A 23,315-nucleotide genomic window follows, 5' to 3' on the forward strand; every position below is an offset into this window, starting at 1 on the left:
CCAACCCCGACAAAAACGTGTTTCCCCCTAGGGCAAACGCGGGGGTCTATCAATTTTCGGCACTCGCGGCCGTTATCAAGCTGGTAAGCCCCCGGCGCGCCCACGCGTGCCCGGAATCGGGGCCGCAACCCTTGTACCGACAGGTCCAACCTCGAGGAATGCCTCAATGGCCGCAGATCATCACTCGATCGACGAACGCACCAATCTGACCAGCTCGAACAAGTTCGAACTCCTGCTATTCCGGCTCGGCGCGGCCTCCGGCGACGAAGGCGATCCGCACGAACTCTACGGCATCAACGTATTCAAGGTGCGCGAGATCATGACGATGCCGGCCGTGACGCCGATCGCCGGTTCGTCCGTTCACGTACTCGGTGCGGTCGATATCCGCGGCCAGATCATCCCTGTGATCGATCTGCCGCGGCTCATGGGATGCAACCCGACACGGGGCCTCAACATCCTGCTCGTCACCGAATTCGCCCGCTCGACGCAGGCGTTCGCGGTCGAGGAAGTGGACGACATCGTCCGCCTCGAATGGAATCAGGTCCTTTCGGCCGAAGCGTCGGCAGGCGCCAGCTCGGTCACGAGCATCGCCCGCATCGACGGCAATACCGGCGACTCCCGGCTCGCGCAGGTGGTCGACGTCGAGCAGGTGCTGCGCGACGTGTTTCCGGCGCAGCATCCGAGCGTCGACCCGCAGGAAGTCGGCGCTGCCGTGACGGTCAAAACCGGAGCGAAGATTCTGGCGGCCGACGATTCCGGTTTCGCCCGCAAGCTCATCGAGCAAAGCCTGGCCGCGCTCGGCGCCGAATACATCATCGCCAAGACGGGTCAGGAGGCGTGGGACATTCTCAACAAGATCTCCCGCGAAGCGCAAGACGAAGGCGTGCGCGCACGCGACAAGATCGCGCTGGTGCTGACCGACCTCGAAATGCCGGAAATGGACGGGTTCATGCTGACACGTCAGATCAAGGCCGACGAACGCACTTGCGACATCCCCGTCATCATTCACTCGTCGCTGACGGGCACGGCCAACGAGGCGCACGTCAAAAACGCGGGTGCGACGGGGTACGTGGCGAAGTTCCAGGCGGGCGATCTGGCATCCGCCATCCGCCAAGCCCTGGCGGCCTGAGCGCGAACGGCAGGCATTTTCCTTGCGGGGCAAGCCTGCGTCGCCACCGCCGGCTCGCCTCTCCCGCCGCATGAGTCCCTCGCCGCTTTTCGTCGTTTCGCCTCATCTCGACGATGCCGTTTTCAGCTGCGGCATGCTGCTCGCGATGCACCCGGGCTCGATCGTCTGCACCGTATTCGCGGGCGCACCGCGGCCCGCTCTGTCCACACCGTGGGACCAGGCCTCGGGCTTTGCCGATTCGGACGCCGCATTGGAAGCGCGTAGGCGCGAAGACGATCGCGCGCTCGCATCGCTCGATGCCTGGCCGATCCGGCTGGCGTTTACCGACAGCCAATACCGCCAAAGCCCGGCGATCGAGACCGTGAGCGCGGCGCTTGACGAGGCATGGCAACGAAGCGGCCGTCTCGCCTTCGTCGCGCCGATCGGCCTTTATCATTCCGACCACGTACTCGTTGCCGACGCCTGCTGCGCATTGCTCGACTCGGCAAAGATTGCCTCGCTCATCGCATACGAGGAAGCGATCTATCGGCACATCGGGCGTATCGCGCTCGAGCGCCGCGGTTCGCTCGCGTCGAGGGGAATCCTGACGACACCCGACACCGACGAGATTCTCATGCCCGTCCGAAGCGCGCGCGCCGCCGCGCAAAAATGGCGCAGCGTGCGAGCCTATCGAAGCCAGCTGCGCGCGCTCGGCGACGCCCATCCGAACGATCTCGTCGAACCCGAGCGCTATTGGCGTTTATCGCTCGCGCGCAGCGTGTATCGGCGCGCCGACCGAAGCTGCTGAAGCGCCTGCCGTCGGCCGAACGCCGCCAGCTCGGCCTCCCGCACCTGCTCGCACATTCGCACGACGGCGGCGCCCACCGCACGGCGCCTGCGCATAGCCCATCCGATATCGCGCAGCAAAGCGGCAGCATGTCTGAGGAAATCTCGTTCGCCTGCTCGTAGTGCGGCGAATGCGCGGAAGCTCGCGCTCAACGCTTCGCCGCGCGGCAGGCGCAGCCATGCCACGAGCGCCGCGTTGCGCGCGAGCATGCGCCGGCGCAACGGTGCGTCACGCGCAGCCGATGGCCGGTGCACGGTCACGACGGAATCGCAATAGACGATCGCGTGGCCTGCATCGAGCACATCCAGCGCAACGAGCGCTTCCTCGCCGCCGATGAAAAGCCGCGGCTCGTACCCGCCCACTTTCCGGAATACCCCCGCGCGAAATACACAGGCCCCGGCCATGTAACCCACGAGCGCCGGTCCGGGCAAGCCAGCCCGATCGAGCGGGCTTGCCCGCATGCGCGCGCAGGTCGGATCGAGCTCGCGCGATTCGCCGACGAGCACTCGCCCGGAAATCACCGCCACGCGCGGCGCTGAATCGAGTATGCGAACCGCTTCGTCGAGCGCACCGGGTTGCCATTCCGTGTCGTCGTCGCTGAAGGCGATGTAGTCCGTTCTTGCGAGCTTCGCGGCACGATTGCGCCCCGCCGCGCCGAGGTTGGCGCCGCACTCGATCACCTGAACGTCGGGAAAGCGCTCGCGCAGCGCGGTCGCCGTGCCGTCCGTCGAACCGTTGTCCGCCACGATGACGGGCGGTGCTTCGGGTAGCGAAAGCAGATGCGACACCGTACGCGTCACTTCGGGCAGGCGGTTGCGGGTCAACACGACTACGGAGATTCGGTCGTTCATCTCGGCTCTCGCTCCTTGCGGTTCCCGCTGGGAACGACATCGCGGCAGCAAGAAGTGCTCCAGCGATTCCCGCCATCCGGCGGCCGGCAAAGGTGCGTCCTAATTACATCGTTCCGGTAAGAGCGGCGGTGGACGTTCGTTGAGTAAAGAACACAGAAGCGATGCGCCGCTTGACCAGCGCTTCTGAAGCTTTGACCGGATGCGATTGGCACAAGGCATGCTCGGGGGCGGGAGACGGCCTCGCGTGTGTACCTGCCAGGGAGGCCATCGGCGAAATGCCCTGCACCGTCTCCGTATGAAGGACACCAAATGAAAATCGCACTGGTCAGTGAACATGCTTCTCCGCTCGCCATCGCGGGCGGGGTCGACAGCGGCGGCCAAAACATCTATGTCGCCAACGTCGCCCGACAACTTCGGCGTGCCGGGCACGACGTCGATGTGTTCACACGGCGCGATCGCGCCTTGCTGCCTGCAATTTCGGACATGGACGGCGTGCGGGTGATCCACGTGCCGGCCGGTCCCCCGACGCAAATGCCGAAGGAAGCGCTCCTGCCCTATATGCCTGCCTTCGCCGACTTTCTGCTCGGCTTTTGCCGCCGCGAATCGAGGCCTTACGACGTGATTCACGCCAATTTCTTCATGTCGGGTCTGGCGGCGCTCAAAGCGAAACACGCGCAGCGCATCCCGCTCGTCATGACGTTCCACGCGCTCGGCAAAGTGCGCAGGCTCCATCAGGGCGCCGACGACGGCTTTCCCGACGAGCGCTTTGCGATCGAAGAGCAACTCGTGCGGGAGAGCGACATCGTCATAGCCGAATGCCCGCAGGATGCCGCGGACCTTCGCGAGCACTATGCGGTCGATCCGTCACGCGTGGAGATCGTCCCCTGCGGCTTCGATACCGCCGAGTTCGCGCCGATGGAGCGCGAACTCGCGCGCAAGATCCTCGGCTGGCCGAATGACCAGTTCGCCGTGTTGCAACTGGGCCGGATCGTGCGACGCAAGGGCATCGACAATGTCGTTCGCGCCCTGGCGCTGTTGCGCAAACGCAGGGATGTCAATGCTCACCTGTACGTCGTGGGCGGCAACGCCGATCTACCCAACGAAATCGCCACACCGGAAATCGCGCGCCTGCGTGGCGTCGCCGCGGAGTGCGGCGTGGCCGAGCACGTGACGTTCGTCGGGCGGCGCGGGCGAGCCCAGCTGCGTCAGTACTATGGCGCGGCCGATGTGTTCGTGACGACGCCATGGTACGAGCCGTTCGGCATCACGCCACTGGAAGCGATGGCATGCGCGCGTCCGGTGATCGGCGCGGACGTGGGCGGTATCCGCTATTCGGTCGTCGATTCCGAAACCGGCTTTCTCGTGCCGCCGCGCGACCCGATGGCCCTGGCCGAACGGCTCGCGCAGCTCGCCGCCGATCCGGCCCTCGGCGCACGCATGGGCGAAGCGGGGCTCGCCCGCGCTCACCGCGAGTTCACGTGGGCTCACATCGCGGCCCAACTCGAAGCCGTCTATCGCCGCGTGGCGCGCATCCCGGCAGATCTCCCGGTAACGGATCTGCGCCGCGAACGGGCGAAGAAGCAGCAACGCGGCGCACGCGCGGCCGCGGGCCGCGTTTGAGCATGACGCCGCCATGCTCAAGCCCGCAGTATTGCTCGACAAGGACGGCACGTTGCTCGAAGACGTGCCTTATAACGTCGATCCCGCGTCGATGCGGTTTGCGCCCGGGGCGGCCGATGCGCTGCGGCTTTTTGCGGAGCACGGCGTGACGCTCGTCGTCGTCAGCAATCAAGGCGGTGTCGCGCTCGGACGTTTTCCTCACAGTGCACTCGATACGATGCAAGCTCATCTGCGCGATATGTTCGCCTCGTGCGGCGCCGTGCTCGCCGGCGCCTACTGGTGCCCTCACCATCCGCACGGCCACGTCGCCCCTTATGCCGGCCCCTGCACCTGTCGCAAGCCGGCGCCCGGTCTTTTGCTGCGTGCCGCGCGCGAGCACGGTCTGGATCTCGGCACTAGCTGGTTCGTCGGCGACATCCTCGATGACGTCGAAGCGGGCACGCGGGCCGGCTGCCGAACGGTATTGATCGACAACGGCCACGAGACCGAATGGCGCGATGGCCCGCTGCGGCGGCCGACGCTGCGCGTGCACGACATGCGCGAGGCGGCGCTTGCCATCGTCGATTCGCTTCAGCAACAACACTCCCGGGCGCATGCCTCCATCGAGCCAGCGAGGGCCGCAGGATGAACGCACTGCCGTTTTCGGTGGCACCCTCGTCGGCGCACGCGCATGCGCGCGAATCGACTGCGTCGCGCTGGGGCCCCGAGGTCAAGCGCATTCTGTGCGTGCGCCTCGATCACATGGGCGACGTGCTGATGACGACGCCCGCTCTGCACGCTTTGCGCGCGGCGGTACCGGGTCGGCATCTGACGCTGCTGACATCGAAGGGGAACGCGGGGCTCGCGCCGTTCCTCGGCGATGTCGACGAAGTGCTCGGCTACGATGCGCCCTGGCACGGCTGCAAGGACACGCTCGATCCCGAGCCCGATCTCGCGATGGTGGACGCGCTGCGCGCGCGCCACTTCGATGCGGCGGCGATCTTCACCGTCTACAGCCAGAATCCGCTGCCCGCCGCGATGCTCTGCTACCTAGCGGGCATACCGCGGCTGCTGGCGCATTGCCGCGAGAACCCGTATGGCCTCCTGACCGACTGGGTCTGCGAAACGGAGCCGCAACACGGCGTACGGCACGAAGCGGAACGACAGTTGCAATTGGTCGCTCAGGTCGGCGCGACCTGCGGCGATACGCGCATGCGCTTCGACGTGAGTGCTCAGGCACGACGCACGCTCACGCGCCGGCTCGCGGCGCGCGGCATCGCGGCACGCGGCCCGTGGTTCGTCGTTCACCCTGGTGCGAGCGCCGCGTCGCGCCGCTATCCGCCGGAACGCTACGGCGAAGCGGTAGCCCGGCTGGCACGCATGAGCGCACTGCCGATCCTGCTCACCGGCAGCGCCGACGAACGCGAACTGATCCGGTCCGTCATTTCTGCTGCAGGGCCCGCGGCGCTGACGCGCCTGCACGATCTGTCAGGACAACTGAATATCGGCGAACTCGGTGCACTGGTCGAGCGCGCTGCCGTGCTGGTCAGCAATAACAGCGGCCCCGTCCATCTCGCCTCGGCGCTCGGCACGCCCGTCGTGGATCTGTACGCGCTGACCAACCCGCAGCATACGCCGTGGCAAACCGAACACCGTGTGCTCTTTCGCGACGTCGACTGCCGCTGGTGTTATCGCAGCGTCTGCCCGAAAGGCCATCATGCCTGCCTGCTCGGCGTGCCGGCCGCCGAGGTCGCCGCAGCCGCACTCGAGCTCGCGGCCAGACGCACTGCTTCGATGCCCGCCCCCGATGCCGTTCGGTCGATAGCGACTCCCCCTCCCCCGAACGTGTGTCATCGGATTTTTGACGATTGACGAGTGACAGCCATGCATACTCTGGGAATCAATGCCGTTTATCACGACAGCGCCGCGGTGATCGTGCGCGACGGGATAGTGCTTGCCGCGGCCGAAGACGAACGCTTCACGCATGTGAAGCATGGGAAGCGTCCAGTACCGTTCTCGACCTGGCAACTGCCATTCGATGCGATCGATTATTGCTTGAAGGAAGCCGGCATCTCGCTGGCCGACGTGGATCATGTGGCCTATTCCTACGATCCGGCGCTCCTGCCGATCATGCCCGCGGCAACGCGCGCCGGCCGTGCCTCGATCGCGCTGCCGCTCGAACCCGGTTTGGAGCAACCGGGCGATCCGAATACGTCGCCATGGGATCCGCTTTTTTTGAGCTACATCGTCAACGCGCGGGCACAGCTCATCGACGGCGCGCCGCACCACCTGGCCAAACGTTTCCGGGCGGCCAAGGGCGGCCATCGCTTCGCCTGGCACTACGTCGAACACCATCTCGCCCATGAGGCCAGCGCGTTTCTCGCCGCGCCGGGGGGTGATACGGCCGTGCTCACGATGGACGGCCGCGGCGAAGGCGTGACGACGAGCCTCGGCCAATACGTCGGCGGGCAATACAAGCGTATCAAGCAAGTCGAGCTGCCGCATTCGCTCGGGCTGCTCTACGAGGCCGTGACCGACTGGCTCGGCTTTTTACACTCCTCCGACGAGTACAAGGTCATGGCGCTCGCCGCGTTCGGCAAGCCGGTCCATGCCGACGTGTTCCGTGAAATCGTCCGTTATCGCGGCGATGGCAGCTACACCGTCGAAGCGCCACGCCTCGTCGAACGCTTCGGTGCGCCGCGCGAACGGGGCGGACCGCTCGAGGCCCGGCACTACGACATCGCGGCATCGTTGCAGTGCGTGTTGCAAGAGACGGTGCTGCAGTTGGCGCAGTGGCTGCATGAGCGCACCCGTCTACCCCGCCTCGCCATGGCCGGAGGCGTTGCGCTCAATTGCGTGATGAATTCGTTCATCCGCGATCGCGGCCCGTTCGAGGAGGTCTGGGTGCAGCCGGCCGCGGGCGACGCGGGCACGGCATTGGGCGCGGCGCTCTGGATCGACTCGCGCGAGCGCAGCCGCCAGGGCGACCACGAACGCCGGTGGACGATGGATCATGCCTACTTGGGCCCCGCTTATTCCGATGCTGAAATCGAGGGGTTTTTACGTTGGTCGAAACTGCCGTTCAGGCGCTTGACCGATATCGCCGGCGAGACGGCGGAATTGTTGGCGGCCGGCAACGTCATCGGCTGGTACCAGGGCCGTACCGAGTTCGGGCCGCGGGCGCTCGGCGCACGCTCGATTCTCGCGTCGCCGATCGATCCCGGCATGCAGGCAAAACTCAACGAGATCAAGGATCGCGAAGATTTCCGCCCCGTCGCGCCGGTCGTGATGGAAGAGCATGCGGCCGACTGGTTCGTCGGCGCACGCAAGGCACCTTTCATGTTGTTCATCTTCGATGTCCGGCCCGATCGCGCCGAGCGGATTCCAGCGGTCCGTCATGTCGACGGCACCGCCCGCATCCAGACCATCAACCGAACGCAGCATCCCCTCTACTACGACCTGCTCGCGGCATTTCACGCGCGCACGGGCGTGCCGATTCTCGTCAATACGTCGTTCAACACGCGCGGGGAGCCGATGGTCAATTCGCCGCGCGACGCGCTCGAGTCGTTCTGGACGTCTCCGCTCGACGCACTCGTGATCGGACCGTTTCTGATCACGAAGGCCAAGGATGCTGCGAACGGGAGGGCCGGGTGAACGTGCGCGATCCGCAAGCCCACGCCGCCCCGCGCGTCGTGGCGCCGCCCGGCCTCCCCGCGTCGATGCCCGAGATATCGGTGGTGGTGCCCACCTGGCGGCGACCCGATCTGCTCGAACGGTGCCTGAATGCGCTCACGCATCAGACGCTCGCGCCGCACCGCTACGAGATCGTCGTCTGCGACGACGGGCCGGATGACGCCACCTTCGAGCTGACGCAGCGCTTCGCGCGCGCGCAGAGCGAACGCGGCTTGCGCATCGACTACCTGCCGATTCGCGCGACACAAGGTCCGGCCGCCGCGCGAAACGCGGGTTGGCGGCACGCGCGTGCGCCGGTCGTTGCTTTTACCGACGACGACACGATACCCGACGCGCACTGGCTCGAACGCGGCCTCGCCGCGCTGACCGACGGCGTGGGCGCTGCGGCCGGCAAGATCGTCGTGCCACTGCCGCCTCAGCCGACCGACTACGAAGCCGATGCGAGCGGGCTCGAACGAGCCGAGTTCGCCACCGCCAACGCATTCGTGCGTCGCGACGCACTCGTTGCCGTCGGGGGATTCGACGAGCGCTTCACGGCGGCATGGCGCGAGGACTCCGACCTGCAATTTGCGCTGCTTTCCATCGGAGCGCGCATCGCTCAGGCAACCGATGCGCTCGTGCTGCATCCGGTCCGCCCGGCACGATGGGGTGTCAGCCTCGCGCAGCAGAAGAAGAGCCGCTTCGAGGCGCTTCTTTACAACAAGCATCGCGATTTGTACAAGCGCCGCATCGCCGCCAGGCCGCCCATCGACTATTACGTCACGGTGGCGGCAGCGCTCGTCGCGCTGGGCTGCGCCGCGGCCGGTGCGCCGTGGGCCGCCTGCGGTGCCGCGCTGATCTGGCTTGCGCTGACGACGCGGTTTTTCGCCCTTCGTATGCAGGGGCGCTCTCGCGCCTGGCCACATATCGCCGAAATGGCCGCGACATCGGCGCTGATTCCATTCCTATCGATCTACTGGCGTCTTCGCGGCGCCTTGAGCTACCGAACATGGTTCCTCTGAACGACACTGCGCCAGCCGTGCCGATTTTTCCGGCGCCGAGCCGCGTCGCGATATTCCGCGCGCTCCAATTGGGCGACATGTTATGCGCCGTGCCTGCGCTACGCGCGCTGCGCGCTGCCTGGCCGCAGGCCTATATCACGCTGATCGGCCTGCCGTGGGCGACGCAATTCGTGGAGCGCTTCAGCTCGCTCGTCGACGAACTCGTCGTCTTTCCGGGCGCACCCGGCTTTCCCGAGCAGGAGGAAAGCGAGGCCGGCCTGCCGTCGTTTTTCGCGGCCATGCGCCGGCGCCGCTTCGATCTGGCTATTCAGATGCATGGCAGCGGCGGCCCCGCCAATGCGATCGTCGGCCAGTTGGGCGCGAGAGCGTGCGCGGGCTTCATCGAGCCGCACGAAGCGCCCGCACCTGGGCTCCTGGCATGGCCCGACGCGCTACCGGAGCCGCGTCGATACCTGGCCCTCGTGCGGGCGCTCGGGCTTCCCGCGGCCGACGATACGCTCTGGTTTCCGCTCACTGCGCAGGATCGCGCCGAGTATGCCGCGCTCGAAGCACTGCACGGGATCGAGCCGGAGCGGCTCGTCTTGCTGCATCCCGGAGCGCAGCTGCCGTCGCGCCGATGGCCGGCCGCCCGCTTCGCCGAAGTCGCCGATGCCCTCTCGGAACAGGGCTGGCAAATCGCGATCACGGGTACGTCGCACGAAGCGAACATCACCGCGGCGGTACTGGGCGCCATGACGGCCCCGGCGCTCCATCTCGCAGGCGCCACGTCGCTTGGCGGATTGGCCTCGCTCGTCTCGCATGCGCGGCTCGTCGTCTGCAACGACACGGGCATTTCGCATTTGGCGGCCGCCATGTGCACGCCAAGCACGGTCATCGCCTCGGGCAGCGACACGCGCCGTTGGGCACCGCTCGATCACGCGCTTCATCATGTGCTGGCGGACTATCCGCCATGCCGCCCCTGCGCGTTTCGCGAGTGTCCGTACGAGCACGAGTGCGCGCGCAACGTCAGCGTCGAGAGCGTCGTGAGCGAGGCGCTCGCTCAACTGGCGCATCGCATGCGCACGCGCCGGGGCGCGCCCGGCGTGCTGCACATGCGCGGTACACCCGCGAGGGAGGAAAGGCATGCGAACTGAGCGCAGACTGCGTGTGCTGACCTGGCACGTGCACGGCAACTATCTCTATTACCTGACGCAAGCACCTCACGATTTCTGGCTTGTCACGCGCCCCGGCAATCCGCCGGGCCATGCCGGGAGGACAGGCGTGTTGCCCTGGGGCGACAACGTTCATGAGGTCGACGCACAGGAGGTTGCCGCACGCGAATTCGACGTTGTGTTGTATCAGCATCGCGAGCACTGGGAGACGGACCGCCTCGAGGTGTTGTCCGACGCTCAGCGCGCGCTGCCGCGCATCTATCTCGAGCACGATCCGCCCCAGCGCAATCCGTTTTGCGAACGGCACTGGGTCGACGATCCGAGCACGCTCATCGTTCACGTGACGCCGTTCAATCGACTGATGTGGGATTGCGGCGATACGCCGACGCGGGTCATCGAGCATGGCGTCGTCGTGCCCGAGGGTGTCCGTTATACGGGCGAACTCGAACGCGGCATCGTGGTCATCAACAATCTCGCGAGCCGCGGGCGCCGGCTCGGCGCCGACATCTACCGAAGCGTGGCCGAACGCGTCCCGCTCGATCTCGTCGGCATGGATGCGCAAAGCGCCGGCGGGCTCGGCGAAATCGGCAATCTCGATCTCGCCGCGTTTTGCGCCCGCTACCGGCTTTTCTTCAACCCGATCCGTTGGACGAGCCTCGGGCTCGCGATCGTCGAAGCGATGACGATCGGCATGCCCATCGTCGGGCTGGCGACAACCGAGCTCGTCACCGTAATCAAAAATGGCGAGACCGGCTTCATCTCGACCGATGTCGATTCGCTCGTGCAAGGCATGCAGTGCCTGCTGCGCGATCGCGGCGAAGCCAGGCGGCTCGGCGACGGCGCGCGCCGCGTCGCGCTCGAGCGCTTTTCCATCGGCCGCTTCGTCGAAGACTGGTGTCGCGTGCTACGCGAGGTCACCGCCTAACCGGAGAAAGGACGTGAAGGAACTCGATCGAAAGCGAATACTCGTGACAGGCGGTGCGGGCTTTCTCGGCTCGCACCTGTGCGAGCGACTGGTCGACGCGGGCCACGACGTGCTCTGCGTCGATAACTTCTTTACCGGCACGCGCGAGAACGTCGCGCACCTGTTGCCACGCGCCAACTTCGAATTGATGCGCCACGACGTGACGTTTCCGCTGTATGTCGAGGTCGACGAAATCTACAACCTCGCCTGTCCTGCGTCGCCCGTCCATTACCAATACGATCCGGTACGCACCACGAAAACCAGCGTACATGGCGCGATCAACATGCTCGGGCTCGCAAAACGGGTACGCGCGAAGATCTTTCAAGCGTCGACGAGCGAAGTCTATGGCGATGCGCGCGTACACCCTCAAAAGGAAGACTACTGGGGCCACGTGAACCCCATTGGCCCCCGCTCCTGCTACGACGAAGGCAAGCGCTGCGCGGAAACGCTCTTCGCGGACTATCACCGTCAGTACGGGCTCGAAATACGCATCGCCCGCATCTTCAATACGTACGGTCCGCGCATGCACCCGGCGGACGGGCGTGTGGTCTCGAACTTCATGGTTCAGGCGCTGTCGGGCGAGCCTCTGACGGTCTACGGCGACGGCTCGCAAACGCGCTCGCTTTGCTATGTCGACGACATGATCGATGCGTTCATGCGCCTCATGGATGCGCCAGACGGGACGTGCCATCCGGTCAACCTCGGTAACCCGCACGAGGTCACGATGCTGGAGCTCGCCGGGCACGTGCTGCGCGCGACGGACTCGTCGAGCGAGATCACATTTCGGCCGCTGCCGATAGACGACCCGTGGCATCGGCAGCCCGACATTTCCGCGGCGCGCGCATTGATGGGCTGGGAACCGACGACGACGCTCGACGCGGGATTGCGCAAGACGGCCATGCACTTCCGGGAAAGACTGGTGTCGGGCGTGACGCCGAATTGACCGACGACAATGGGTCTGTCAGTAGGCACCGAGCACGAACAAACCGATGTCGGTCGCGTAGGACACCCGCTGTTCAACGGTCAGCGGGAAGTGTCCGGACTCGCTGTCGCTGCGCAGAAGTACGTCGCGCTGGCGCCCCCGTTCGACGTCCTCATGCTGAAGCGCCGCAACGAGTTTTGCAGCCCCCGCCGCTTCGACCCGATTGTCCAGGTACGCAGTCGTGGCCATGATGTTCCCGGCAGCATGGACCCCGGGAAGATTGCGATATACGTCGATCTTCAATTTTCCCTCGAAGCCCTCGCGGGTCGAGACGGTGCCCAGCTCGGGGACGTTACCGGGTCCGTTGGCCGTGAATTCGTGACCGAACGTATCGACCATCGGGTATTCGAGCAGCAACTTGCCCGACAGGTTGGGATCCTCGACGCCCGCGAGCCCCACCGTGGCACCGCCCCGACTGCGGCCGGAGCGTGTCAGTTGCGCTTCGCTCGTGTAGCCTTCTTCGATCAGCTTCTTGGCTGCGGCGTTCACTTCGTCCGCCGCGCCGTCCCAGACGTCCGCGTATGCGAGGACCGTGTTGCGCCGCTCGACCAGCCCATGAACGTCCAGATCGTGAAAAAAGAAGGTGGGGGCGGCACGGACTTCATACCCGCCATACGACACGAGTTTGGCGATGTGTCTATCGTCGCGGCTCAAATCCTTGCGGTGAATGACAATGACCGGTACCGTCCGGCCACCGGGATTGGGCGCATACAGCAACTCGACCGCGATATCGGAAGACGGGCCGGACGCCGCCGATAACGAGGGGATCGGGGCGGCGCGGCCTTCGTGCGTCACCCGCCACGATTGCGGGCGTCCGCTCGCCCACGGCACGGCTTCGACGAATACTTCGTCATGACCCGCACCGGCTTCGGCAGCATGGCCGAATATTGCAGGCAGGCCCGAAACGCTCGAAATCTTGCCGTCGATCGAAAAGATGACGCCGGGCTCGCCATCGTCCAGCGGCACACGCAGCAGCTCTTCGGTCATCGCATTGGCCATGCGCGTGACGTGTAGAGTCTCGTCTATCAGGTACATGCCGGTAATGTCCTGGCCCGTTTCGGGCGCGGCAAGCGTTGCTGTGCCCCAGTCAGGTTCGATCGTGCCTTGCGCGCGCAGTATCCGGCGTTCGCGCTGCGCGCTGCCGCGCACCATCAAAAGCCATTCGTCGCCATGCTTGTCGAAGTCCACGACTCCACGAGACGAATCGATGATTTTTTTCCAGGAAGGCGCGCCGCGCAACAAGTCCTCTTTGGGCGTGGTGAAGACGGTCTGCTCATGCGACACGCCATATCGCGCGGTACCGAAAGCATGGTCTCCGATGATCCGGATGTCCAGGTTATCCATGGGACCAACGGTTGCATCAGCTTGCACGCCATTGCCGAAGACGGGCACGTCGTCTTGCATGTCTGTACCCACCACATGCCGGAAAATGCGCTTATTGCCATAGCGGTCCGTGCGGGCCAAATCCTCGTCGCACGGCGCACAGCGCTGATAGACGAACATCGAATCGTCGAGCCACGCGATACTGCCGTTGCTGATATCCGGCAACGAGCGCTCGAGTATGGACCCGGTTGCGGTTTCGACGACCGCCAGTTCCAGCACTTCGTTACCGTACGACAGCGGCACAGCGACATATTTGCCGTCGGGTGAAACGCTCGATTTCAGTCCCCAAGGCGAATAAAAAGTCCCCCTTCTCTCGCCGCCAACGCGGTTCGTCTCCGGGTCGAAAACCAATCTTTCGTCGCCGTCCAAGCCGGTGCGCATAAACAGTTTCTGCCTGCCTTCCCCGGTTGGCGTGCGCCAATAGAACTGGCGTCCGTCGCGCCATACGACGTTCTCGGGAATCGCAGCCGCTTGCGCCGCCGCATCGCGCATATCGCGCTCGAGTTGCGGCCGCGCCGGCGAGCCGTCCAGCTTCGCACGCGTATAGCCGTTCTGTGCCTGCATCCACCCGACAAGTTCCGCGTTCGAACTCGCGTCGACCGCGCCGGCTTCATTCACTTCGTTCATCCAACGATAGGGATCGTCGACAATATGGCCGTGCAGTGCGAAATGCGCCGACTCATCTCGTCGGGCGGCCGGCGTATCTCGTAGTGCGACTGTTCTTCCGCTCAACGTCAATGCACCGTCCTCATCGACCGACAATTCTTCTGCGCCGATCCGCGGTGTGCCACGCGGTCCCAGCGTCAGCGCGCGATCGCCCACGTAAAATGTCCGGCCATCGCGCATGAGCCGCGCGAGATGATCGAGGACATAGGAGGCTCCGAGCGGCGCACTTGCCGTCCCAGCGTTTGCATCCGCACCGGACCTGTCGGATGGGCGCGGGAACGACGGCATGCCGGGCGGACCACTGAATGCCGGACGCGGCGTCTGCCGAGCCGGGTTTCGAGGTTCCCCCGCCTTTATCGGCTCGTTGCCATCGCCAAAGCGCGCTGGGTCGATTCGCATGATCTTTCTCTCCTGAACCTTTTGAATTCTGACTCGCGCAACACGCTTGCGCGTCCCGACCGGACTCTACGCGGTCGGTGGCCGTACGGAGATACTCGAAACGAAGCGCTTCGTGTGTTGGCGAAGGAAACGACCGAAGCGAATCCAGCGCGAAGCAAGGGAAGGTCCGAATCCGCCGTCCGAACGGTAGCCGTGCGGCCCGTCCTCGTCAGGCATGCGCAGCGAGCCGCTGAATCTCTTCGGCCAGCGCGTCGATCTGTACGGGCTTGACGAGATGCGCATCGAATCCGGCGCGCTGCGTACGCTGGCGCGTCGCGCCGTCGGCATGGCCCGTCAGCGCAATGGCGGGCGGCGGTGTCGCGGTATGCCGTCTGGCCAATTCGCGAATGCGCGACAACACGTCGCATCCGTCCTCATCGGACAACGTGACATCGCATACGACGACCCCCGGCCATTGCGAGGGCGCAGTGCGCTCGAGCCGCGCAAGCGCATCGGTGCCGGTCCCGGCCAACTCGACCGTCGCGCCGTTCGCGACGAGCGCGGCTTCGAGCGCGTCGCGCGCCTCCTCGTCATCGTCGATCGCAAGCACCGCGATACCGTCGAGCGGAAGCAGACGCCGTGCTCCGGCGGCCGGGCCTGGCGCGCGCTCCGTGTCCGGCTTCGTCAGGACCCAAGGGGCGACGGCCGGCACGACGGGTACGAGCGGCAATGCAGCGACATAGGCCACGCGCGCCTCGAATGGCCTCGGCATGAACGTGCCGCCGGCGGCCCCGAGCACACGCTCGGCCTCCATGGCCTGCTCGTCCGTCAGCGGCGCGGGCTCCGCGTGGGCACCGAGCACCACGAGCCAGACGACGTTCTCCATGCGTTGCGCGCGCAACACGACGCGTTCGCCGGCCCACGCATGCTCGATCTCGTTGGCACACAACATCGCCACCGCGTGCTCGATCTCCTCGATCTCGCCGGTGACGGGCAGCGTCGCATCGGCGACGTCGGTCTCGAACGCGACACCGCGTGCTGCCGCCTTTGTGGCGACGCGTGCCGCAATCACGGCGGCGAGCTCGCCGATCGGCAGCGGGTGCGCGGCAAGCTTGCGCTGCGCGTGTTCGAGCTCCCCCTGTTCGCGCTGCAGTGCCCACATGCGGGCGTAGACGCCGTCGCGCCGCCCGAGCAGTTCATTGTGCGTGCCGTGTTCGACGATGCGTCCGTGCTCCATCACGAGAATCTTGTCGGCATCGACGATCGTCGAAAGCCGATGGGCGATCACGATCGATGTGCGCCCCTCGGATAGCCGACGGAACTCGTTCTGGATTGCGCGCTCGGAGCGCGTGTCGAGCGCGGACGTGGCTTCGTCGAAGACGATGATGGGCGGGTCCTTCAGGAATGCGCGCGCGATGGCGATGCGTTGGCGTTCGCCGCCGGACAGCCGCAGGCCGCGTTCACCGACTCGCGTGTCGTAATGATCGGGCAGCCGTTCGACGAACTCGTCGAGCTGGGCCGCACGCGCCGCGCGCACGATATCGGCACGGGTCGCTCTCGCCCGCCCATAGCCGATGTTGTAAGCGATGGTCTCGTTAAAGAGCACCGTGTCCTGCGGCACGATGCCGATCGCCTCTCTGAGCGTGCGGCGCGTTACGTTCGCCACATCCTGGCCGTCGATGGAAATGCGCCCACGGGCCGGCGCGTAGAGCCGAAAGAGGAGCCGCACCAGCGTCGACTTCCCGGACCCGCTGCCCCCGACCACAGCGAGCGTGCGGCCCGGTGTCGCCCGAAAAGTGACCTCGTGCAGGATCTGCCGCGCGGGGTCATAGCCGAAGTCGACGTGGTCGAACACGATCTCGCCGGCGCCCACGACGATCGGTTGCGCGCCGGACGCATCGCGATCCTCCAGCTCGTCCACATGTTCGCCGTGCTCGTCGCCCGCGAGCACCGCGAACATGCGCTCTACGTTGACGAGTGCGTCGTTGGTTTCGCGGAAGACGAAGCCCAGCGTGTTCAGCGGCATGCAGACCTGCACGATATATGCGTTCACGAGCACGAGATCGCCGACGGTCATCCGCGCCGCCGCCACATACTGCACGGCCAGCAGCATCGTGGCCGCGATGCCGAGACAGACGATCGCACTCTGGCCGAGGTGCAGTGCCGTGAGTGCGCGCTGATTACGCAGGCGTGCGAGCACCCACCCCGCGAGCACGCCACGGTACCGCTCGGTCTCGACCTCCTCGGCGGCAAAATACTTCACCGTGTCATAGTTGAGCATGCTGTCGACGAGGCGACTGTCCGCCGCCGACTCGAGCCGGTTGACCTCGCGCTGCACGGTCATGCGCCGGCGCGTGAAGATCATCGTGTAGGTCGAGTACGCCACCAGCGTACCGGCAATGATCCAGATGAACGTCGCGGTGAAGTTCAGCACCATGATGCCGATGATGCTGGCAATCTCGATCAACGCCGGCAGGATCGTGAACAAGCCGACGCCAAGCAGGTAGCCGATGCCATCGGTTCCTTTCTGCACGTCGCGCACGATGGAGCCCGTCTCGCGTTTGGCATGGAAGCGGGCGCCGAGGCGATGCAGGCGCGCGAACGTGCGCTCGGCGAGCGAGGCCACCGTGTGCTGAGTGACGGTACTGAAAACGACGTCCCTCGCCTCGCCGAATGCGTCGCCTAAAAAGCGCAGCAGCGCGTACGCGAGCACCAGGAAAACGGGAATGAGCGCGAGCGGCGTGCGGTGGCCGAGATCGTCGACGAGCGAGCGCAGTGCCAGCGGGACCGATACGCCCGCGAGCTTCGCCGCGATCATCAGCGCGGTGGCGCCGAGCGTCTCTTTCCGGTAACGCCAGACGGCCTGCCACAGGTCGCCGGCAATGCGCCGCTTGAGCCTGGCGCGGGCGGCAGCGGGGTCTCTCACTTATTCACTCGAACAGCGTCGTCTGTTTCGGTTACGGCGATCATAGCGGCCTATCCATGCCCGTACACGCAAAATTGCAAGCTTGCGCTGTCGTCGGTGCGCTGCAATGGGCGTTCCCGGGTGCGTCGGAAGCGCTTCGAGGCATGGTGCTTGCGGGTCTTCCCATGCGTGCGAAATCCGACGCGCATAGGAAAAACCTTTCGATGGAGGAATCACGATGAAATCCACGACGAAGACCTTACTTGCTTCGGCGCTCGCCATCGCATGCGCGAGCGGCGTGTACGCGCAAGCAGCCGGCGGCGGCCCGGCGGGCACGGGCGGCGGCGCGGGCGGCAACTCGACCGGCGCGGTTGGCGGCCCGGGTGCGGGCGCCTCGCCGGACGGCAGCACGCTCAATACGCCGTCCAAGCGTCAACACATGCGAAGCAACCGGGACCGGGGCGGCTATGGTTCGCCTGGCACAACGGGCATGGGCGCGGGCAGCAACTCGACGATGCAGCCGCGCAGCACCGACGAACAGACCCCGGACACGACCAACGGCACATATGGTCCGAAGACGCCTCAGAGCCCGCCGGATCAAGGTCATGAGTGACGCATGAGTTCCCGGAGGCCCGGCGCGCGATGCGTCGGGCCCCGGCGTCGAACCGGGGCGTCCCTGCGGACGCGCCTGTAAACTGTAACTCGATTGCCCCGGCAGCTCAGCTTTCCCCGTGCAGGCCCCTCGCCGCGACCGTACGTGCGAGTTGCCGCTTGGCGGCGTCATAAACGCATTCGGGCGTGAACCCGAATTTGCGTTGAAGGTCCTGCATCGGGGCGGATGCGCCAAACGTGTGCATCCCGATTCGAGCGCCCGTGCGCCCCACGTATCTGTCCCAACCGAGCGTCGCTGCCTGTTCGACCGCCACACGCGCTTCGACTTCAGGCGGCAGCACGCTGTCGCGATAGGCCTCGTCCTGTCGCTCGAAGATATCCCATGACGGCATCGAGACGACGCGCGCCGCAATGCCTTCGCGTGTCAGCCGCTCGTACGTTTCGATGCATACCGATACCTCGCTGCCCGTGGCGAGCAGCAGTACCTGCGGGGCGCTCGCATCGGGTGAATCGGCGAGCACATAGGCGCCGCGCCGTACACCGTCCGCCGACGCGTAACGCGTCCGGTCGAAAGTCGGCAACGGCTGGCGCGACAAGACGAGAGCGGTGGGGCGGTACGGTTGCGACAGCGCAATACGCCAGGCTTCGCTGACCTCGTTCGCATCGGCGGGGCGCAGCACAGTCAGCCCCGGAATGCCGCGCAACGAGGCGAGTTGCTCCACCGGTTGATGTGTGGGGCCGTCCTCGCCCAGTCCGATCGAATCGTGGGTGAATACGTAGACGACCGGTACCTCCATGATCGCTGCCAACCTGATCGGCGGCTTCATGTAGTCGCTGAAGATGAGGAACGTTGCAGCGAACGGCCTCAGGTTCGAAAGCGCGAGCCCGTTACAGACCGCCCCCATCGCATGTTCCCGGACGCCGAAATGCAGATTGCGCCCACCCGGATCGTCGCGACTGAAGCTGCCCGCGCCTTCGAACTTGAGCACCGTTTTCGTCGAAGGCGCCAGGTCGGCGGCGCCGCCGATGATCCACGGCACGCGCGCCGCGATGGCATTGAGGACTTTACCGGACGATTCGCGCGTCGCAGCGCCTTTCGTATCGGGGTCGAACGTCGGAATATCGGCATCCCACCCGTCCGGCAACGTATGCGCTTCGATCAGCGAGAGCTCGCGAGCGAGGTCCGGATAGCGCTCGGCATAGGCTTCGCGGCGCTGCTCCCATTCGCGCCGCGCCGCCTCGCCGCGGGCGCCGATGCCCTGCGCAAACCGTTCGCGCACACCGGGCGGCACGTAGAACTGCTTGTCTTCCGGCCAGCCATAAGCGCGTTTTGCCAGCGCGACTTCCTCGGCACCCAAGGCTTCGCCGTGCGCCGCGGCGGTATCCTGCTTGTTCGGCGCGCCCCAGGCGATGACGCTCTTGACCACGATCAGCGTCGGAGCGTCGTTCGTCGACTCTGCCTGCGTCAATGCGGCATCGAATGCAGCCGTGTCATTGGCGTCGTCGACATGCAGCGTATGCCATCCGTAGCCGCGAAACCGCGTTTCCACATCGTCGCTGTAGGCAAGGTCCGTGTGGCCTTCGATGGTGATGCGATTGCTGTCATAGATCCAAATCAGATTGCCGAGCCGCAGGTGACCGGCCAATGATGCCGCCTCGTGAGAAACACCTTCCATCATGTCGCCATCGCCGGCCAGCGCATAGACCCGGTAGTCGAAAAGATCGAGGTCGTCGCGGTTGAAACGCGCGGCATACCACCGTCCCGCTATCGCCATGCCGACGCTGTTGCCGAGACCTTGGCCGAGCGGCCCCGTCGTCGTTTCGACGCCGGTCGTCATTCGATACTCGGGATGTCCCGGCGTTTTGCTGTCCAATTGCCGAAAGTGCTCGATGTCCTGGAGCGAAACAGCGGGATCGTCGGTCGCCCGGCCCTCGTCGTCGACCGCCTTCACGCCGGCGAGATGGAGCGTCGCATAGAGCAGCATCGATGCACGTCCTACCGAGAGCACGAACCGATCGCGGTTGGCCCATAACGGCGTTTGGGGGTCATAGCGCAGATGGTGCTGCCAGAGCTCGTACATGACCGGCGCGAGCGCCATCGGCGTGCCGGGATGCCCGGAGTTCGCCTTTTGCACTGCATCCATGGCCAGCGTGCGAATGGTGTCGATCGCCAACCGATCGAGTCTCGGGTCTCGTTGCATGGGGGTTTTCCTCGCAAGGCAGTAAGCGGACTGATCATAGGAGTGCAGCAACGCATGTACCTATCGGCCACGGACAGCCGGCCGTCGCGCGTCTCCCAGCCCGGCAATGTGTGCAGCGTCGGTGCAGGTTTTTCATGGCCGCCCCGAGCCCCGCCGCATCGCGCGTCCAGCGTTTCATGGAACGGCGGTTGCTGGATACCGGATATGTCCAACCCGCGCACAAGGAGGCGTACATGGCGCAACATCCAGCGCATTCGCAGCATCAGCGGCATTCGGGACAACCATCGCCAGTCGAGATTCAAAAGGCGCTCGCCGGCGTCGATTACCCGACGACCCGCGAGCACCTTGCCGAAGTGGCGCGATCCCACCATGCCGATCGCGAGATCGTCGAGCTGATCGATAACCTGCCCGATAAGGATTACGACAGCCCGGCCGCGGTATCGAAGGCGATCAGCCGGCAACACTGAGCGCCGGCCCGCACATCGATTCGATTAACAGAATGGAGAAAGTTATGCCCATCTCAACCGATCCACTAGGCAGCAGAGGTGAAACGCGCATCGTCGGCAAAGGCAGCGAAACGGCCGAAGGTCCGGGGCCCTATGTGATGGCGGCCAGCACCCTGGAAGGCGACAAGGTCATGTGCTCCGACGGTAACGAAGCCGGCAAGATCAAAGAGATCATGCTCGACGTCTACACGGGACGCATTGCGTACGCCGTGATGTCCGTGGGCGGCTTCCTCGGCATCGGCGACAAGCTGCTCGCATTGCCTTGGAAGGCCCTCACGCTCGATACGGACCGCAAGTGCTTCCAACTGTCCGTGTCGTCCGACACCGTCAAGAATGCGCCGGGGTTCGACAAGGACCACTGGCCGGCCATGGCGGACGTCGCGTGGGCCAGCGAACTTCATGACTATTACGGGACCGCGCCGTATTGGGGTTCGGGCGTGAGCGACCTGGATAGCGATCTCGACATGCCGAGCGGCACCGTTCCCCGGGACGAGCCTCACCACTGAGTAGCCGGCAGCCGTGGGACCGCCGCCGTTGCGGCGGCGGTCCGAGCTGCGTACGTTCATCCGCCACCAATGCCCTGCAACACGCGGCCAGTCCCGCCGCAGACTGTGCAGGGTTGTCCCTCTACAGTGCCGGTGCCGCGGCATGCCTGGCACGGCGTTTCGCCGACACCTGGTGCGTCCGGGGGGCCCTCATCTCCCGGATGTTGTTCGTTGGTGTCTTGCATGAGCAGTTCTCCTAAAAGACCGGCGCCCAGCCGCCGCGTGTAACGCAGCAAATGCCGGACCGCGAGATCCGCGTGCGGGCACTCCGCATAAATCACCGTTCCGCCACCGTTTATTCATACCTCCGATATATGACGACCCATATTCGGATTGTCATGTTGTTATTCCATGCCACGCGAACGTTACTGCTCGGCGACAAGCAATTCGTTCTTATTGACATCCTTGACATCGGTCGAAATGACGCTTTGGTAAAATTCCTACCTCGCAAACCAAACAGGTTCGCTTCGGAGAAATCCATTCCATATTGCGAAGTTCCACGAGGGGTATTAGTATTGCTCCAGCAGCGAATCCGAGCTTGAGCGCGCGTCATCAGCGCGATATCCGAAACAATTACCCGCTCAGCCCGCGCAATCGCACGCCCGATCTGTAATTAATACCTCCTCTTACATTATGGGCAGCGAAAACGTTTCAACTCGTAGCACTAATTGGTTATAAAGGTCGCATGACCGTATTTAATCGATCGATTGAATGTTTTGCGATTTTCACCCGTCGCGGTGCGCGACGATGTGGCTGAAAGGCAGTCCGCCGCGCAAAACCGATTCCGTCGCTCTCCTGGCAGATCGGCGAAAACGAATAGATGGTTTGGATTTACTGGGAGTGAGAGCATGTTGAGCCCACATGAATTTGCCACCTTGATTCTGGTCCGCGATGCCCCCGACCAGATCGAGGCACACCGCGCCGAACTCGGCACGTTGCTCGAGCGCGAACTCGTCGCGCTCGACGAGGCGGAGCGCGGAATTCCGCGGCCCCGCATCACGCCGAACGGAAACTCAGTCCTCGAGGCATTCGCGCGAATGCGATGACCGCCGGGCGCCGTCCGGCATTCCTTTGTACATCACACAATCTTGGAGAACCCTATATGGCAAGAAGAGTTGCCCTCGTTACTGGCGGCATGGGCGGAATCGGCGAAGCTATCAGCGTCAAGCTGCATGACGCCGGCCATACCGTCATCGTGACTTACTCGCCGAACAATGCGAATGCGGACAGCTGGCTTGCCAAGATGGACGCGAACGGGCGCCAGTTTCGCGCCTATGCCGTGGATGTCGCCGACTACGAGTCATGTGTGCGCTGTGCCGCCCAGATCCGCTCCGAAATCGGGCCGATCGACATCCTCATCAACAACGCCGGCATCACGCGCGACGCCAGTTTCAAGAAGCTCGACAAGGGTGCCTGGGATGCCGTGGTGAGCACCAATCTCGATTCGGTCTTCAACATGACGAAGCAGTGGTACGAGGACATGACGGCCCACGGGTGGGGGCGCATCGTCAACATTTCGTCTGTGATCGGCTGCAAAGGCGGTTTCGGGCAAACGAACTATGCGGCGGCCAAGGCGGGCATGCATGGGTTTACCAAGTCGCTTGCGCTCGAATTGGCCCGCAAGGGAGTGACGGTCAATACCGTATCGCCGGGCTTCATCGCAACGCGTATGGTCATGGCGGTACCCGAGGACGTCTTGAAGACCAAGATCCTGCCCGAGATTCCCGTCGGCCGACTCGGTCAACCCGAGGAGGTGGCCGCGTTGATTGCCTATTTGTGCTCGGACGACGCTGGTTTCGTCACCGGGGCCAACATCTCGATCAACGGTGGACAGCATCTGCAATAGCGCCGCGATGCCTCGCGGCATCGTTGCCGCACGTCGGTTCCGCCCCCGTCCGGCGCCGCGCCAACACTCCTGACGCG

19 protein-coding genes are annotated in these 23,315 nt (G+C 64.9%); 15 read left to right on the plus strand and 4 right to left on the minus strand.

Going from position 1 to position 23,315, the window contains the following annotated elements:
• Positions 1–166 precede the first annotated feature (166 nt).
• Both ACR9ZC_RS04970 and ACR9ZC_RS04975 read left to right on the plus strand, forming a co-directional pair.
• Complete coding sequence (locus tag ACR9ZC_RS04970) at positions 167–1,129, plus strand: chemotaxis protein CheW (RefSeq protein ID WP_481579366.1); 963 nt, start codon at positions 167–169, stop codon at positions 1,127–1,129.
• A gap of 70 nt (positions 1,130–1,199) precedes the next feature.
• A complete protein-coding gene (locus ACR9ZC_RS04975; RefSeq protein WP_481579367.1) occupies positions 1,200–1,916 on the plus strand; it encodes a PIG-L family deacetylase in 717 nt (238 codons plus the stop codon).
• On the opposite strand, the gene ACR9ZC_RS04980 is transcribed toward ACR9ZC_RS04975, so the two are convergent.
• On the minus strand, positions 1,859–2,806 hold the full coding sequence (locus tag ACR9ZC_RS04980) for a glycosyltransferase family 2 protein (RefSeq protein WP_481579368.1): 948 nt from the start codon (positions 2,804–2,806) through the stop codon (positions 1,859–1,861). The genes ACR9ZC_RS04975 and ACR9ZC_RS04980 overlap by 58 nt on opposite strands.
• 309 nt (positions 2,807–3,115) lie before the next feature.
• On the opposite strand from ACR9ZC_RS04980, the gene ACR9ZC_RS04985 reads away from it, so the two are divergent.
• The 8 genes from ACR9ZC_RS04985 (at position 3,116) to ACR9ZC_RS05020 (ending at position 12,157) form a co-directional block, all read left to right on the plus strand.
• Positions 3,116–4,426, plus strand: a complete 1,311-nt coding sequence (locus ACR9ZC_RS04985; protein ID WP_481579369.1) for a glycosyltransferase family 4 protein — start codon at positions 3,116–3,118, stop codon at positions 4,424–4,426.
• Positions 4,427–4,439: 13 nt separating this feature from the next.
• Complete coding sequence (locus tag ACR9ZC_RS04990) at positions 4,440–5,054, plus strand: D-glycero-alpha-D-manno-heptose-1,7-bisphosphate 7-phosphatase (protein WP_481579370.1); 615 nt, start codon at positions 4,440–4,442, stop codon at positions 5,052–5,054.
• A complete protein-coding gene (locus ACR9ZC_RS04995; protein ID WP_481579371.1) occupies positions 5,051–6,277 on the plus strand; it encodes a glycosyltransferase family 9 protein in 1,227 nt (408 codons plus the stop codon). The genes ACR9ZC_RS04990 and ACR9ZC_RS04995 overlap by 4 nt, the downstream gene beginning before the upstream one ends.
• A 12-nt stretch (positions 6,278–6,289) precedes the next feature.
• A complete protein-coding gene (locus ACR9ZC_RS05000; protein ID WP_481579372.1) occupies positions 6,290–8,059 on the plus strand; it encodes a carbamoyltransferase family protein in 1,770 nt (589 codons plus the stop codon).
• Between the two features lie 65 nt (positions 8,060–8,124).
• Positions 8,125–9,099 (plus strand): glycosyltransferase family 2 protein, encoded by a 975-nt coding sequence (locus ACR9ZC_RS05005; RefSeq protein WP_481579726.1) that lies wholly within the window; start codon positions 8,125–8,127, stop codon positions 9,097–9,099.
• Positions 9,087–10,232: a glycosyltransferase family 9 protein gene (locus tag ACR9ZC_RS05010; RefSeq protein ID WP_481579373.1), complete on the plus strand. Its 1,146-nt coding sequence runs from the start codon at positions 9,087–9,089 to the stop codon at positions 10,230–10,232. The genes ACR9ZC_RS05005 and ACR9ZC_RS05010 overlap by 13 nt, the downstream gene beginning before the upstream one ends.
• Positions 10,222–11,175: a glycosyltransferase gene (locus ACR9ZC_RS05015; RefSeq protein ID WP_481579374.1), complete on the plus strand. Its 954-nt coding sequence runs from the start codon at positions 10,222–10,224 to the stop codon at positions 11,173–11,175. The genes ACR9ZC_RS05010 and ACR9ZC_RS05015 overlap by 11 nt, the downstream gene beginning before the upstream one ends.
• Positions 11,176–11,188: 13 nt before the next feature.
• The gene (locus ACR9ZC_RS05020) at positions 11,189–12,157 is read left to right on the plus strand and encodes a UDP-glucuronic acid decarboxylase family protein (RefSeq protein ID WP_481579375.1); all 969 of its coding nucleotides are present in this window, start codon (positions 11,189–11,191) and stop codon (positions 12,155–12,157) included.
• A gap of 18 nt (positions 12,158–12,175) precedes the next feature.
• On the opposite strand, the gene ACR9ZC_RS05025 is transcribed toward ACR9ZC_RS05020, so the two are convergent.
• Together ACR9ZC_RS05025 and ACR9ZC_RS05030 are read right to left on the minus strand one after the other, a co-directional pair.
• Entirely contained in the window at positions 12,176–14,644 is a 2,469-nt protein-coding gene (locus ACR9ZC_RS05025) for a prolyl oligopeptidase family serine peptidase (RefSeq protein WP_481579376.1), read from the minus strand.
• 208 nt (positions 14,645–14,852) lie between these two features.
• Entirely contained in the window at positions 14,853–17,549 is a 2,697-nt protein-coding gene (locus ACR9ZC_RS05030; protein ID WP_481579377.1) for an ATP-binding cassette domain-containing protein, read from the minus strand.
• 217 nt (positions 17,550–17,766) lie between these two features.
• Between ACR9ZC_RS05030 and ACR9ZC_RS05035 the strand changes: the two genes are divergently transcribed.
• On the plus strand, positions 17,767–18,141 hold the full coding sequence (locus ACR9ZC_RS05035; protein WP_331566687.1) for a hypothetical protein: 375 nt from the start codon (positions 17,767–17,769) through the stop codon (positions 18,139–18,141).
• A gap of 106 nt (positions 18,142–18,247) precedes the next feature.
• On the opposite strand, the gene tkt is transcribed toward ACR9ZC_RS05035, so the two are convergent.
• Entirely contained in the window at positions 18,248–20,341 is a 2,094-nt protein-coding gene (gene tkt / locus ACR9ZC_RS05040; protein ID WP_481579378.1) for a transketolase, read from the minus strand.
• A gap of 233 nt (positions 20,342–20,574) precedes the next feature.
• Between tkt and ACR9ZC_RS05045 the strand changes: the two genes are divergently transcribed.
• The 4 genes from ACR9ZC_RS05045 (at position 20,575) to phbB (ending at position 23,238) form a co-directional block, all read left to right on the plus strand.
• Positions 20,575–20,808: a DUF2795 domain-containing protein gene (locus ACR9ZC_RS05045; RefSeq protein ID WP_440563613.1), complete on the plus strand. Its 234-nt coding sequence runs from the start codon at positions 20,575–20,577 to the stop codon at positions 20,806–20,808.
• Between the two features lie 44 nt (positions 20,809–20,852).
• Entirely contained in the window at positions 20,853–21,353 is a 501-nt protein-coding gene (locus ACR9ZC_RS05050; protein ID WP_481579379.1) for a PRC-barrel domain-containing protein, read from the plus strand.
• Between the two features lie 887 nt (positions 21,354–22,240).
• A complete protein-coding gene (locus tag ACR9ZC_RS05055) occupies positions 22,241–22,438 on the plus strand; it encodes a hypothetical protein (RefSeq protein ID WP_173257184.1) in 198 nt (65 codons plus the stop codon).
• Positions 22,439–22,494: 56 nt separating this feature from the next.
• Positions 22,495–23,238 (plus strand): acetoacetyl-CoA reductase, encoded by a 744-nt coding sequence (gene phbB, locus ACR9ZC_RS05060; RefSeq protein WP_481579380.1) that lies wholly within the window; start codon positions 22,495–22,497, stop codon positions 23,236–23,238.
• Positions 23,239–23,315: the final 77 nt, after the last annotated feature.

Source organism: Trinickia sp. HAY1-2D (assembly GCF_056754935.1).